This is a genomic window from Sulfitobacter aestuarii (assembly GCF_042685005.1).
Taxonomy (GTDB): Bacteria; Pseudomonadota; Alphaproteobacteria; order Rhodobacterales; family Rhodobacteraceae; genus Sulfitobacter; species Sulfitobacter aestuarii.
This window is the reverse complement of the sequence record NZ_JBHUMP010000005.1, coordinates 56,341-70,126: the sequence shown is the minus strand read 5'-3', so window position 1 is coordinate 70,126 and position 13,786 is coordinate 56,341. Positions and strand designations below refer to the sequence as shown.

At 65.6% G+C, this 13,786-nt stretch carries 13 protein-coding genes; 6 read left to right on the top strand and 7 right to left on the bottom strand.

Going from position 1 to position 13,786, the window contains the following annotated elements; genetic code table 11:
* The first annotated feature begins 2 nt into the window (after window positions 1-2).
* Both ACFSUD_RS07900 and ACFSUD_RS07895 read left to right on the top strand, forming a co-directional pair.
* On the top strand, window positions 3-686 hold the full coding sequence (locus ACFSUD_RS07900) for a hypothetical protein (RefSeq protein WP_386373151.1): 684 nt from the start codon (window positions 3-5) through the stop codon (window positions 684-686).
* Window positions 683-982, top strand: coding sequence for a hypothetical protein (locus tag ACFSUD_RS07895; RefSeq protein WP_386373149.1), 300 nt, complete (start codon window positions 683-685; stop codon window positions 980-982). The genes ACFSUD_RS07900 and ACFSUD_RS07895 overlap by 4 nt, the downstream gene beginning before the upstream one ends.
* 3 nt (window positions 983-985) lie before the next feature.
* On the opposite strand, the gene ACFSUD_RS07890 is transcribed toward ACFSUD_RS07895, so the two are convergent.
* The 3 genes from ACFSUD_RS07890 to ACFSUD_RS07880 form a co-directional block, all read right to left on the bottom strand.
* Window positions 986-3,499, bottom strand: a complete 2,514-nt coding sequence (locus tag ACFSUD_RS07890; protein ID WP_386373147.1) for a cation:proton antiporter — start codon at window positions 3,497-3,499, stop codon at window positions 986-988.
* Window positions 3,500-3,664: 165 nt separating this feature from the next.
* Window positions 3,665-5,017 (bottom strand): sensor histidine kinase, encoded by a 1,353-nt coding sequence (locus ACFSUD_RS07885; RefSeq protein WP_386373145.1) that lies wholly within the window; start codon window positions 5,015-5,017, stop codon window positions 3,665-3,667.
* Window positions 5,014-5,679, bottom strand: a complete 666-nt coding sequence (locus tag ACFSUD_RS07880) for a response regulator transcription factor (RefSeq protein WP_386373143.1) — start codon at window positions 5,677-5,679, stop codon at window positions 5,014-5,016. Before ACFSUD_RS07880 ends, ACFSUD_RS07885 begins: the two co-directional genes overlap by 4 nt.
* A gap of 295 nt (window positions 5,680-5,974) precedes the next feature.
* On the opposite strand from ACFSUD_RS07880, the gene ACFSUD_RS07875 reads away from it, so the two are divergent.
* The 3 genes from ACFSUD_RS07875 (at window position 5,975) to ACFSUD_RS07865 (ending at window position 8,489) form a co-directional block, all read left to right on the top strand.
* Entirely contained in the window at window positions 5,975-7,084 is a 1,110-nt protein-coding gene (locus tag ACFSUD_RS07875) for an HPP family protein (RefSeq protein ID WP_386373141.1), read from the top strand.
* Entirely contained in the window at window positions 7,084-7,797 is a 714-nt protein-coding gene (locus tag ACFSUD_RS07870) for a DUF1045 domain-containing protein (RefSeq protein ID WP_386373139.1), read from the top strand. Before ACFSUD_RS07875 ends, ACFSUD_RS07870 begins: the two co-directional genes overlap by 1 nt.
* Window positions 7,798-7,889: 92 nt before the next feature.
* Window positions 7,890-8,489: a hypothetical protein gene (locus ACFSUD_RS07865; RefSeq protein WP_386373137.1), complete on the top strand. Its 600-nt coding sequence runs from the start codon at window positions 7,890-7,892 to the stop codon at window positions 8,487-8,489.
* Window positions 8,490-8,652: 163 nt separating this feature from the next.
* Here the strand turns inward: ACFSUD_RS07865 and ACFSUD_RS07860 are convergent, their stop codons facing one another.
* The 4 genes from ACFSUD_RS07860 to ACFSUD_RS07845 all read right to left on the bottom strand — a co-directional run bounded on the left by ACFSUD_RS07860 (window position 8,653) and on the right by ACFSUD_RS07845 (window position 12,684).
* Window positions 8,653-9,507 (bottom strand): ABC transporter permease, encoded by an 855-nt coding sequence (locus tag ACFSUD_RS07860; RefSeq protein ID WP_386373135.1) that lies wholly within the window; start codon window positions 9,505-9,507, stop codon window positions 8,653-8,655.
* Between the two features lie 15 nt (window positions 9,508-9,522).
* Complete coding sequence (locus ACFSUD_RS07855) at window positions 9,523-10,386, bottom strand: ABC transporter permease (RefSeq protein WP_386373133.1); 864 nt, start codon at window positions 10,384-10,386, stop codon at window positions 9,523-9,525.
* The gene (locus tag ACFSUD_RS07850; RefSeq protein WP_386373131.1) at window positions 10,376-11,494 is read right to left on the bottom strand and encodes an ABC transporter ATP-binding protein; all 1,119 of its coding nucleotides are present in this window, start codon (window positions 11,492-11,494) and stop codon (window positions 10,376-10,378) included. The genes ACFSUD_RS07855 and ACFSUD_RS07850 overlap by 11 nt, the downstream gene beginning before the upstream one ends.
* Before the next feature lie 131 nt (window positions 11,495-11,625).
* The gene (locus tag ACFSUD_RS07845; RefSeq protein ID WP_386373129.1) at window positions 11,626-12,684 is read right to left on the bottom strand and encodes an extracellular solute-binding protein; all 1,059 of its coding nucleotides are present in this window, start codon (window positions 12,682-12,684) and stop codon (window positions 11,626-11,628) included.
* A gap of 327 nt (window positions 12,685-13,011) precedes the next feature.
* Between ACFSUD_RS07845 and ACFSUD_RS07840 the strand changes: the two genes are divergently transcribed.
* On the top strand, window positions 13,012-13,785 hold the full coding sequence (locus tag ACFSUD_RS07840) for a DeoR/GlpR family DNA-binding transcription regulator (RefSeq protein ID WP_386373421.1): 774 nt from the start codon (window positions 13,012-13,014) through the stop codon (window positions 13,783-13,785).
* Window position 13,786 lies beyond the last annotated feature (1 nt).

The following is a 13,786-nucleotide window of genomic DNA, read 5'->3' as shown; positions in this document are numbered from 1 at the left end:
CGATGACCGACGTTCCGATGATGGCGGCGGCGCTGACCCTGGCTGCGGGCGGCATCGGGACGCTCGGATGGATCCACCACAGAGACCGGCGGCGCGCAAGCGCACGCCGCCGGTCGGTCTTTGACGATTGCCGCGGTCTGCTCGATGATGCCGAGCTGAAGATCGACGCGCAGAGCTATCCCGAGTTGACGGGCCGTTTCGACGAACATTCCGCCCGGCTCAAACTGATTTCCGACACCGTGCAGCTGCGCAAGCTGCCGGTGCTCTGGCTCGCGGTCACGCTGGAAGAACGGCTGCCCTGGACCGGCACTTTCGACCTGATGATCCGGCCCTCCAATACCGAGTTCTACTCGCCGCACTGGAACCTCGCCGAAAGCATCCGCACCCCCGACAGCTGGGAACCGGACGCGGTGATCCGCAGCGATGATCGCGCCGCGATGATCCGGCGCATGCCCGGCCTCGCGCCGCATGTGGCGGAATTCCTCGAAGACGGTCGCGGCAAGGAGCTGTTGATCACCCCGCGCGGCGTGCGGCTGGTCTGGCGCGTCGCCGAGAGCGAGCGCGGCCATTACCTGGCCATACGCCAACCGCTCTATGACCAGGAGCGCTTGCAGCGACCGGATGTCGAGCGGCTGCTGCGCCTTGCGCGCGGACTCGTCGAACATATCAGAAAGGACAGATCATGAAGGATCAGCACCATCGCCCGCCGCATCCCTACAAGGTGCTGGCGATCTCGTTTTTCCTGACCGGCATGGGGCAGGTGGTCAACGGGCATCCCTCGCGCGGGCTGATGATGGCCTTTACCGCGCTGTCGCTGGCCTGGGTCAGCTATAATCTCACGGGCGTCGATCATTCCTTCGTCGGGCGCTTTGCCGGCGGGTTCATGATCCACGCGATCGCGCTCATGGACGCCTATCGCCATGCCCGCATCCGCTGGGAGCAGTGGAAACATGCGCAGGGCCGCGCTGCCGGGGCGGTCTAGGCCTCAGGCTTCCGCCACCGAGCCGGGCGTCAGCAAACCGGGCGCGACACCCTTCTTCTCGGCGCTCTCGCGCACCGCCTTGCGCAGCAGCGGGCTGCGCCGGAGCAGCCGCTGGAACCGCGCTTCGTCGAGCACCAGCAGCGTGCAGGGGGTGATCGCGCGCACCTCGATGCGCCGGGTCTTCTGGATCAGGATGCGCATCTCGCCGAACATCTCGCCCTGGCCGAGCCGCCAGGACTTGCCAGCATGGCGCAGCTCCACCGCGCCGGAGGCGATGAAATAGACACGCCGGCCGGGGCTGTCGCGTTTCACGATCACCTCCCCGGCATGGGCATAGCGGGTCGAGAGCGCCCGGCCGAGCCGCCGCTGCGCATCGGTGTCGAGATCCGCGAAGAGCGGGAATTGCCGCACCAGCCGCGCCCGCTGCAGCGTCAGATCGAGCCGCGGCCGCTCGTCGGCGGCGGCGCGGCGGCGGTTGATGTCTTCTGTCAGCACGTTGTGGAGTTCCGCCCCGATCAGCCCGTCCTCGCGCATCACCATGTATTCGCGCTCCTCGAAACGCAGGGCGGTGCGGCGGATGAAACGGCGTTCGAGCTCCTCGGCATAGCCGGGATATTGCAGCCGCAGCCCGGCCAGCGCGGTCTCCACGTTCTCAGCCCGCCGGGCCAGCAATTCGAGCAGCAGCTCGGCAAGCCGACGCCCGTGGATGCGGCGGATTCGTCCCTCGATGAACCCGTCGAGATCGCGCAGGATCAGCCGTTGGGACAGCAGGATCTCGAACCGATCCGCGGTAAGCTGCGCCAGCAGCGCCGAGATGCCGAGCCGGTTGTGCAGGAACAGGGCCAGTCGGAAATAGGGGCCATAGCCGACGTTCTCCTGCGCGGCCCGGCGATAACCACTGCGCCCGTGCGAGCGCGTCGCCTCGATCAGCCGGTCGGCATCGGAGATCACCCGTTCCGCAAGATGTGTGGATATCGTGCGCTCGCGCACCCGCGACAGGATCGTGTCGCGTTCGGCGCCGGCCAGCGCGATCAGCCCCAGCGTCACCCGGTCGCGCTCAAGAAGCCCCTCGCCACTTTCGGCGGCCTCGACCGCCTCGTCGAGATGGGCGGCAAAATTCTTGGCCTCCGATCGCACGATCTCATGGGTCAGCTCGTAATTCTCGGCGGTGCGCGCGACATCCTCGCGCACCGTCTGCAGCGCCACCGCGATCACCTGATTGGAAAGCGCCTGGTCGATCGGCGCCAACCGGTCGAGTCCGAGACGGCCGATCACCCAGCGCAGTGTCGTCCCCTGCACGAGCAGCGTGTAAAGGGTGAAGCCGGTGGCGAGGATACCGACCAGCCGCTTGACCTCGACCGGCACCCGGAAGCTCTCCGTCACCGCCAGGGCCAGCGCCAAAGTCACGGCACCGCGCAGTCCGCCCCAGAGGATCGCCACGCGATAGGGCCGCTCCACCACCGGCGAGACCCGCAGCAGCGTCAGCAGCGGCAAGAGCCCGAAGAGGATCACCATCCGCGCCAGCAATGCCGCGACGACGACCACCGCGATCAGTCCGAAATCGCTCGCCCGCGCATCGCCGAGCAGCCGCGGGATCAGCAGCGCGGCGAGGATGAAGATCAGCGCTCCGGCCCAATGCGCCAGCAGGTCCCAGACATCGCGCAGGTTGGCCCAGATCTGCGGCGCCAGCCGACCCGGCCCGCCGAGGTTCAACACCAGCCCGGCGACGATCACCGCGATCACCCCGGAGGCCCCGACGCTCTGCTCCGCGATGATATAGGTCAGATAGGGCAACGCCACGGAAACCGACACCGGCGCCAGCTCGTAGCGCCCGAGCATCCCCATCAGCCAGATCCCGGCCCGCGCGGTCAGCCATCCGGTGGCGACGCCCCCGAAGATCAGCAGCGGAAACCGCCAGAGCGCGTCCTGCAGGGTCGGATTCGGAACGCCGAGCATCACGTAGCTCATGAACAGCCCGAATAACGCGATCGCCGCGGCGTCGTTGAGCAGGCTTTCGCCCTCGATAATCCGCGCCAGCCGCCGCGGTGCCGAGATCGACCGGAAGATGCTGACCACGGCCGAGGGATCGGTGGTCGAGACGATGGACCCGACCAGCAGGCAGACCGCCAGCGGCAATGCGGTGACGGACGCCAGCGCGTAGCCCACGCTCATCGTCGCCACCACTACGGCGAGCACCGCCAGCACCAGTATCGGCACCCAATCGTCGCGCATCCGTCGCAGATTCATCCCCAACGTCGCCTGGAAAAGCAGTGTCGGAAGGAAGACATAGAGGAAGACATTCGAGCGGATCGGCAGGTTGACGATCGCCGCCGCCGCCGGGTTCAGCGCATCGGTAAGCTCGGTTTGCAGCAGGAAGATCGCGCCGCTGCCGATCAACATGCCGAGCACTGCGAGGATCACCGTATAGGGCAGGCGCAGATGCGCCGCCAGCGGCTCGGCCGCGCCGATGACGAGGAACAGCGAGGCGATGATCGTGGTGATGAGAACGATATCCATACCCATCCGAATAATCGCAAACCGCGGGCGCGGTAAGCCTGAAGTCGCGGCTTTGTGCCTGTTTTCCGCCATTTGCAGATGTCGGGGCGACGTGTGCCCGTCGCCTTGGAGGAAACAAGCGCGGGCAGGGGCCCGAACAGGTGGCACCGCCCCCGGGCGGCAGGTTCAGCCGGGCAGGGGGAAACCCATCCGCACCAGCTCGCCGCCCCCCGGCCTCGGCGCGAAGGAGAGCGCGCCGCCGAGCTGGTTCACCGCGGCCTTGACGATCGCCAGCCCCAGCCCGGAACCGCCGCCGCCCCGGCTGCCGTGGAAGAACCGCTCGGTGATCCGCACCCGGTCCTGCGCCGCGATCCCCGCGCCGCGATCCGCCACCTCGATCACCAGCCGGTCATCGGCACGGGAAAGCCCCACCTCGACCGTGGTCCCGACGGGGGCGGCGGCGATGGCATTCTCGATCACGTTGCGCAGCGCCACCGACAGGATCACGGCATCTCCGCTGAGCGGCGCCGCCTCCGGCCCGGCCAGGCACAGCGCCACCTCTTTGACCTCTGCCGATCGGCGCAGCTCGGCGACGACCTCCCGGGCGACCTGTGCCGCATCAAGAAGGCTACCGACGCAGGGTTCGGCGCTGTCGAGCCGCGCCAGTGCCAGCAATTGCTGTACCATCCGATCACTGCGCGTCACCCCGTCGGCGATGCGCCGCAGCGCGCGTTCGCGGGTTTCGGCATCGGGCGCCATCGCGGCGATCTGCGCCTGTGTCCTGATCCCGGCGAGCGGCGTCTTCAGCTCATGGGCGGCAAAGGAGGTGAAGCTCTTCTCCCGCTCGCGCGCGGCATCGACACGGGCAAACAGACCGTTGAGCGCCGCGCCCACCGGCCGGATCTCGCGCGGCAGCGGCGCCAGCGCCACGGGGCCGAGATCCCGCGCCGGACGTCGCGCCAGCGCCGCCGCCAGCCGGTCGAGCGGTCGCAGGCCCCGGCGCAGGCTCGCCCAGATCAACAGCGCCAGCACCGGCAGGATCAGCAGCGCCGGCAGGATCAGCCCGGTGAGCACATCGCGCACCAGCCGGTCCCGGACCCGGAGCGCATCGCCGACCATGATCCGCATCCCCAGCGGCTCGTTGATCACCGTATAGACGCGCCAGACCTCGCCATCGACGACATTCTCACTGAACCCCGGCGTCGGCCCGCCGAGCCGCCCGCGCGGCGCACCGCCCGACTGGCCGACCAACACCCCGTCGAGCGACCAGATCTGACAGGTCAGCTGATGCGAATAGACGGCAGGGAAAGAGGAGCCATCCCGCCCGTCGCCATCGAGCAGCGCGGCGGCGCGGGTCACGTCGATGCGATGGTCCGCGATGAGCGAGGAAACCATCTGCCCGGCCTCCTCCAGCCGCGCATCCAGCACCTGCTCGACCTCGGCACGGGTGTTCTTCTCGATCCAGAAAAACGCGGAGAGCCAGACCAGCCCGGTGGCGCCGAGCAGGATGAGAAACAGCCGGATGCGGATCGAATTCACGCGCCGGATCCCGCCAGCCGATAGCCCGCGCCGCGCAGGGTCTCGATGAACCCGGATCCGAGCTTGGCCCGCAGCTTGTGGACATGCACTTCGATCGCGTTGCTCTCGACCCCTTCCTGCCAACCATAAAGCCGCTCCTCGAGCGTCGTTTTCGAAAGGATCGTGCCCGGTCGTTCCAGAAGGGCGCGCAGGATGGCGAATTCACGCGGCGAGAACGCGATCTGCCGCCCCGCATAGAGCCCGGTCATCTTCGCCGGATCGACCGCCAGTCCGTTCCATTCGAGCCGCGCCCCGGCCCGGCCTTCGGCGCGCCGCACGATCGCCCGCAGCCGCGCCGTGACCTCGTCGAGATCGAAGGGCTTGCCGAGATAATCATCGGCCCCCGCATCGAGCCCCGCGACCCGTTCCTGCACCTGGTCGAGCGCCGTCAGCAGCAGCACCGGGGTGCGATCCCCCGCGGCGCGCAGGTCGCGCAGCAGATCGAGCCCGGAGCCGTCGGGCAGCATGATATCGAGCAGCATCGCCGCGAACCCGCCCTGGGCCAGCGCTTCGCGCGCATCCGCGCAGCTGCCGACCAGTTCCGGTGTCAGCCCGGTCAGCCGCAGCCCGACGAAGAGCCCTTCGGCGATGCTTTCATCATCTTCGATCACTAATATGCGCATGTGGCGATCCCCCAAGGGCATGGCGCGCCGATTGCCCGACAATCCTTAAGCCCCGCTTAAGAACCGCGTCCCCGCGCCGCAAGTCCGTTTCTTCTGTCCGTTAAATACCTCAGGGAGTTTGAGGGACAGCGTCCCTCATTCCGCCCCTCGTCACGAACATTAACATAACCCTGATTATCCGTGTGCCGGAAGCCCACCTTGTCGGGCGGGCAATATGCCGCGATATTTCGGCTTTCCACTACGTCACCTTTTCCGGCATTAACGGCGTTAACCTTCATTGCGGATCTGATTCGACATGAGTATCGCCACCATTCTGCGTCATGCCTTCACCCCGGCGCTGCCGCAACCCACGGCACGGGAGCTGCTGCGTGCCGGGCTCGGCGCGATGCTGGGGATCGCCGGTTGCGCGTTGCTGGCACCGCTGCTTGCCGAGGCGTTCGATATCCCGGTGCTGCTCTTCGCCCCGCTCGGCGCCTCGGCGGTGCTGGTCTTCGCCATGCCCAACGCCCCGCTGGCGCAGCCCTGGTCGGCGGTGATCGGCAATGTCACGGCAGCTCTCGCCGCGATCGCCGTGCTGATGCTGGTGGCGCAGCCCTTCGCCCCGGCGCTGGCGGTCGGCGCGGCGATCCTGGCGATGCTGGCGATGCGCGCGCTGCACCCGCCGGGCGGTGCGGTGGCGCTGCTGGCAGCGCTCGACCCGCTGCCGGTGCTCGAGGTCGGGTTTGTCTTCGCGCTGGTGCCGGTCGGGCTGCTGACCGCGGTGCTGGTGCTGTGCGGCATCCTATTCCACCGGCTCAGCGGACGGATCTACCCGTTTCGCCACATGGACGACATGAACGAGGCCGACGCGGTCGAGCCGCGGCTCGGGCTTTCGGAAGAAGAGCTCGCCGCGCTTCTGAGCCGGTTCAACCAGTCCCAGAACATCGGTGTCGCCGATCTCGGTCGGCTGCTCGCGGCGGCCGAGTTCGAGGCCGCCTGTCATCGGTTCGATCAGGTCACCTGCGCGCAGATCATGACCGCCGAGCTGATCACCGCGCGGCCCGACACAAAGCTCGCCGAGCTTGCCCGGCTTTTCCGCCGCCACGCGATCAAGAGCCTGCCGATCGTCGATGATGCGGGCGCGATCAAGGGGCTGGTGCTGCAGGCGGATCTGATCGAAGCGCTGCTGCCGGGCCCGCGCCGTCCGGTCTGGCGCAAGGAACGGCTGAGTGCCGCCGATGTCATGCGCCCGCCCAACGCGCCGGTGGCGCATGACCTGCCGGTCGGCCAGCTGCTCAATCGCCTCGCCGGGCGCGGCGTCGAGGTCGTTCCGGTGACACGCGAGGGCAAGCTCGCCGGGGTGATTACCCGCTCCGACATCATCGCGCTGTTGCTGCAGGGCTCGGACCGGCGCATGGCAGCCTGATGGCGCCGCGGTTCAGCCGCTACGCGGTCTATTACACGCCGCCGCCCGGACCGCTGGCCGATTTCGGGGCGGGCTGGCTCGGCTGGGACCTGCTTCGGGGCCGCGCCGCGGCGGCGCCGCCCGATCTTTCCGCGTCCGATTTCTCCGCTCCCCATCTCGCGGCATGCACCGAGGCACCGCGGCGCTACGGCTTTCACGCCACGATCAAACCGCCCTTCTCCCTCGCGCCGGGGTGCAGCGAGGCTGATCTGTGCGGGGCGCTGCGGCGTCTCGGTGCCGATCTTTCCCCGATCCGCACCGCGCCGCTGCGGCTCGACCGGCTGGGGCGGTTCCTGGCGCTGACATTGTCCGAACCGAATGAGACGATCACCGATCTCGCCGCCCGGATTGTCACCGAACTCGACGATTTCCGCGCCCCGATGAGCGCGGCGGAGCAGGCCCGCCGTCAGACACCGCATCTCAGCCCGCGCCAGCAGCAAAATCTGCGCGACTGGGGATATCCGCATGTGCTGGCGGATTTCCGTTTCCACATGACCCTCACCGGCCGACTGGACCGGCAGGCGCTGGCACGGGTGCAGGAGATCCTCTCCGACCGGTTGGTGCGGCTGCTCAACTCGCCGTTCGCGCTCGACTCGCTCAGCATTGTCGGCGAACGCGCGGATTCCATGTTCGTCGAGATCGACAGGATCGCCCTGACCGGACGAGCGCCCTGACGATCGACATGCCTGGCGGGAACCGCGCGCCATGCTGCGGGGTTGGTCCGGAAAGACGGCTTGCCCATTCGCCGGAAAGGGAGACCAGCAGGATGACCCGACAGAACGATCCTTCCAAGGAAGAGAATACCGCCCCCGGACAATCGACCGGCGATGACCTGAAATCCCGCGCCCGGGAAAGCGTCAGCGCCGCCTCCGAGCGGATCAGGTCCGGCGTAGGCGATCTGGCCGAGAGCGTTTCCAGCAGCGCCGCAGAATATGCCGAAGAGGCCCGGGACAGCGCGGCGCAGGAAGTGCGGAGCACCGCCGCCGCATTGCGCAAGGCCGCCGATGAACTGCGCCGCGGGACGCCGCAGGAACGCGGCATCAGCCTGATTGCCGATAACCTCGCAGATGTTGCCGATCGGATGCGTGACAAGGAGCTGGACGAGATGGTCGGCGATCTCACCCATTTCGCCCGCCGCGAGCCGCTCTTGTTTCTCGGCGGCGGCGTGCTGCTCGGGTTCGTCGCGGCGCGTTTTGCCAAGGCCTCCCAGTCTCCGCAGGACGCAAGCCAAGGCGCGACAGCCGACGTTTCCGCGCGCGACCCCGCCTCGCAACCCCATTCTGCCACTTCCGGATTGCCCCGCCGTTCGGGTGAGCATCGCCCGTTCGCCAGTACCGACGATTCAGCCATGGAGGAAGATCAATGACCCTTTTCAAGCCCCCGCAGAACAAGCTGGCACGGTTCCTTGACGCTTTGGTCGATGCGATCCGTACCGCTTTTCCCACCCCCGCCCGGGCACCACTGCGCATTCCCGCCGAGCGGCCCCAGCGCGGGGTAGCTCAGCAAATATCGCGCCGCTGATCCGCGGATCAGTCCCGCCGTTTCTGCAACAGCAGTGACGCCAGCCCGAGCAGGGCCGAAGCGATGATGAGCAACAGCGACACCGCGTTCAGCACCGGTGTTGAGCCGAGCTTCAGACGGTCGAACATGGTGATGGTCAACGGGGCATCCGAACCGACGAGCATCAGCGTGGTGTTGAAATTCTCAAACGACATCAGCACGGCAACCACCCCGGCGGCAGCCATTGCCGGGTACAGGAACGGCAGCGTCACCGCACGGATCGCCCCCCATTCACTGGCGCCGAGGTTCAGCGCCGCCTCTTCGAGGCTCGGATCGAACTTCTGCAACCGTGCCGAAATCACCAGCGTCGCGAAGGTGGTGATGAAGGAAAACTGCCCCAATACCACCAGAATCAACCCCGGCCGCAGCCCGTCGAACCAAAGCCCGGTCGCGTCTTCGAGCGTGTTGGCGAGCGACGAGGTGAAGACGAGGATCGAGATGCCAAGGATGATGCCGGGGATGATCAGCGGCAGCAACATCAGGATATAGAGCAGCCCTTTCAATCGGAAGTCATACCGAACGAACAGGAACGCATTACAGGTCCCGACAAAGACCGACAGGAGCGCCACCCAGAAGGCCACCACGCCCGAGGTCACGACCGACCGCAAGATCGGACGTTCATGGAAGACGCCGATATAGGGCGCGTCATCACCGAAGAACCAGGCCCAGGTAAAGCCCTCCCAGGGCAGCGCGGGAAACACGGAATTGTTGAAGGCAAAGACGCAGACCGTGGCCAGCGGCAGCGCCAGATAGATGAAGAACAACGCGACATAGAGCCGGTATGTCCATATAAAGGCGGGCTTTTGCGGGATGCCGGTAATCATGTCAGTCCCCCTGTCTCACTGCGCCATGGTCTTGCCAAGCGACTGGCCCGACAGTTTGAGCCCAAGGAACACGATGACCGAGGACAGGCCAAGCAGCAGGAAACCGAAGGCCGAGCCGAGCTCCCAGTTGAAGCGGGTGATGAACTGGCTGTAGATCAGCCCGGTGAACCACAGGCTGTCCTTGCCCCCCAGCAGCACCGGCGTCAGGTAATTGCCCAGCGAGAGCATGAACACCACGATACAGCCCGAGACGATGCCCGGCATGGCGTGGGGAATGACGATCTCGCGCAGGATGGTGAAGCTGCTCGCGCCGAGGTCATACCCCGCTTCGATCAATGAATCGTCAAGCGAATCCAGCGTCGTAACCAGCGGCACCACCATGAACAGCATCGAGGTATAGACCAGCCCGGTCATGATCGCGGCGTCGTTGTAGAGCATCTCGACCGGCCCGCTGACCAGCCCGAGCCCCTGCAACAGGTTCGAGAACACCCCGGTCTCGCGCAGCAGGATCATCCAGCCGAAGGTGCGCACCAGCTCGCTGACCCAGAACGGGATCAGGCACATCAGGAACAGAGTCGTCTTGCTGCGCCCGCGGGTCATCTTGGCGATGTAATAGGCAATGGGAAAGCCGATCAGCAGGGTAAGGATCGTCGCCGTGATCGACATATAGGCGGTGCGCGCGAAGGTGTTCCAATAAAGCGGCTCGTTGAAGAACACCGCGTAATTGGCGAAACTCGTTTGATATTCCCGGATCCCCACCTTCTCGCGCAGCGAGACGAGGAACATGCCGACATGTGGCAGCAGGATCAGGCTGACCAGCCACAGCAGCAGCGGCGCCATCAGCAGCCAGAAGGTCAGACGCGAGCGGTCAGAGGCCATCCCGACCCCCGATCTGACGATAGCAGCGGGTCTGCTCCGCCTGCCAGGTAAAATGGATAGTATCGCCGCGCTGCAGATCGCGGAACTCGCCGGTCTGCGGCAGGCTGACGTTCATCTCGGCTCCATTGGCACGGTCGCGCAGGATCACCTGACTGTTGGCGCCGTTGAACAGGATGGTCTCGACAATCCCCTCGCCGCTATTGGTCCCGGCACTTACCACCCCGGCTGCGCGGGATAGTCGCACCGCTTCGGGGCGCACAAAGATCTCTGCCGCGTCACCGCGTGCCAGACCCCTGCCCGCGTCGATCCCGCAGAAGATGCGACCTCCGGCAGTCACCAGTTGCAGCGCTGCGCCATCGACTTGCTCGACCCGCGCCCGAAACCGGTTCGCCTCGCCCACGAAACCGGCGACGAAGGCCGTCTCGGGCGCGTAGTAGAGCTCGCGCGCCGCGCCGACCTGTTCAAACACACCGCGGTTCATCACTGCAATCTGGTCGCTCATCACCAGCGCCTCGGATTGATCATGAGTGATATAGACGAAGGTGGTGTTGAACTCGGATTGCAGCTTTTTCAGCTCGACCTTCATATGCTCGCGCAGTTTCAGATCGAGCGCGCCGAGCGGTTCATCGAGCAGCAGCACGTCAGGCTCCAGCACCATGCAGCGGGCGATCGCGACACGTTGCTTTTGCCCGCCCGACAATGAACTGACCGAGCGTTCGGCGACCCCGGCAAGCCCGACCCGCTCCAGGACCCGTTCGACCTGTTTCTTGATGTCACTGCGGTTGACCCCGCGCTGGCGCAGGCCAAAGCCGACATTGGCGCCGATATTCATCATCGGGAATAGCGCCAGATGCTGAAACACCATCGAAACCGGGCGTTTGTTGGGCGGCACGTCGAGCATCGAGCGGCCCTTGATCAGCAGATCGCCCCCGCTCGGAGCCTGAAACCCCGCGATCATCCGCAACAGAGTGGTCTTGCCGCAGCCCGACGGCCCGAGGATCGAGAAAAACGTACCTTGTGGCACGCTGAAGCTCACCTCCTTGACCGCCTGAAAGGTGTCAAAGTTCTTGCTGATCGCGCGGCATTCGAGATCCGGAGTGGGGGTCATTGATACTTGGGCCTTCACAAATTTGAAGGAGCGCGGCAGCGCGCTCCCCTGTCTTTCCTGATGGTCTGCGTTCCGCGGCAGGGTCCGAGCTCACATCCGACCCTGCCTGCCGAACACCGCAGCGCAAAGGCTTATTTGGCCGCGTTGATCCGGTCGAGCGCCGCACCTTCCAGTGCTTCAAGCCCGGCGGGCACTGAAGGATACCATTTGATGTTGTCGATCGCCTCCTGCGGGAAGCTGGCTTGATAACGCTCCTTCAGCGCCGCATCGACATCGGCGTCACCCCCCTGCGAGGCGGTGAAATTGCCCGCCGACGTAGTGATCATCGCCGCGATTTCGGGCTTCATGACAAAGTTGATCCAATCGTAAGCTGCCTGATCGGCGCGGCCCCGTGACGGTATCGCGAATGTGTCGATCCAGCCCAGAGCGCCCGAGGTCGGCGCGACGAAAGTGATATCAGGATTGTCGGCATTGAGCTGCCAGCCGCCGGTGTCCCAGGCCATTGAGGCGGTGACCTCACCCGAACGCAGCAGGTTCTTCAGCTCATCGCCGCCATCCCAATAGGTCTTCACATTGGCCTTGCACTCGACCAGCTTGGCTTCGACCTGATCAAGGATATCCTTGTAAGCGGCCTCATCGCCATAGGCGGCAAACGGGTCGAGCCCCATCGAATAGGCAAAGCCGATGAGGGTGGGACGTTTGAGCCGGTAGGAAACCTTGCCCGCTACGGAATCGTCGCAAAGATCGAGGTAATCCTTCACGTTGCCCGCTTCGGCGGTGTTTACCACCAGACCGCTGGTGCCCCAGATATGCGGCACGCCGTAAACCTCACCTTCAAGCGTGGTGTTGGCCTTGGTCGCTTCCAGCATCGAGGGAATGAACAGGCTGGTGTCGATCTGAGCCATGTCGAGCGGTTTGTAGATGCCAAACTCGCCCTGCGGACCGGCGATCCGGTCCTGGCTTGGCTGGGCAAGGTCGAAGCCGCCGCCATTGGTGGCGCGCAGCTTGGCAATCATCTCTTCGTTGTTGGATTTGGTGACCTCGACCTTGTGGCCCGTCTCGGCCTCAAATTTCTCGATCACCTCGTCGGGCGCATAACCACCCCAGGTCAGCAGCCGCAGGGTCTCGGCCTGCGCGGCGGAGGCCAGGGCGATCAGCGCGACGCCCGACAGCATGACTTTCATTCTCATCTCACTCTCCCTTGGTGGCCGGAACACAGGGGGCGCTGTGACGGCATATGCGGTTTCGGGGATCTCCGCCGGGAGCAGGGCTCCGCTGGCGATGCGACACCTCTAGACATCCTGAAACCCGTTCTTGTTACCCTGCGCAGATGACACTTCCATGACAATACATGCGATATCTTTTGCGCTCTCAGCCGTTACTGTTAGGTATCGCACTGATTTATGGCAAGTTTTATTTTCGTTTCGGTTCGTTCATGCGCGAAAGGAAAATCCCCCGCTTGCATGCAAAGCCCCGGCGCGCATAATCTGCGCGCATTGCCAGCCAGGAGCGCCACCATCTCACAGACCTTCCGCCATCCCGAAATCCTCGACATCGCGCGGCGCGCCGGCAAGGTGACGGTTGAGGATCTGGCTAGCCACTTCGGCGTCACCCTGCAGACCATCCGCCGCGACCTCGCCGAGCTTGCCGACAGCGGCAGGCTCGAGCGGGTGCATGGCGGCGCGATCCTGCCCTCGGGCACCAGCAACATCCGCTATGACGAGCGGCGCAGCCTGCAGGGCGAGGCCAAGGCGGATATTGCCCGCGCCTGCGCTGCGCTGATCCCCGAGGGCTCTTCGCTGTTCCTCAACATCGGCACCAGCACCGAGGCGGTGGCGCGTGAGCTGTTGCATCATCGCGGGCTGATGGTGGTCACCAACAACATGAACGTCGCCAATATCCTCGCCGCCAATCCCGAATGCCAGATCCTGCTGACCGGCGGCAGCCTGCGGCGCAGCGACGGCGGGCTGGTCGGCAACCTGACGATCGAAACGATCCGCCGCTTCAAGTTCGACATGGCGGTGATCGGCTGTTCCGCGCTAGACGAAAGCGGCGACATACTGGATTTCGACATCGAGGAGGTCGGCGTCAGCCAGAGCATCATCGCACAGTCGCGCAAGACATTTCTGGTGGCCGATCATTCGAAGTTCAAACGCTCCGCCCCGGCGCGCATCGCCTCGCTGGCGGAGGTGGACGCGATCCTCACCGACGCCCCCCTGCCAGGCGCGCTGCCGGAGAAATGCGATGTCTGGGAGACGCAGGTGATCCTCGCCGCCCGTGGCGGGGCCTGAG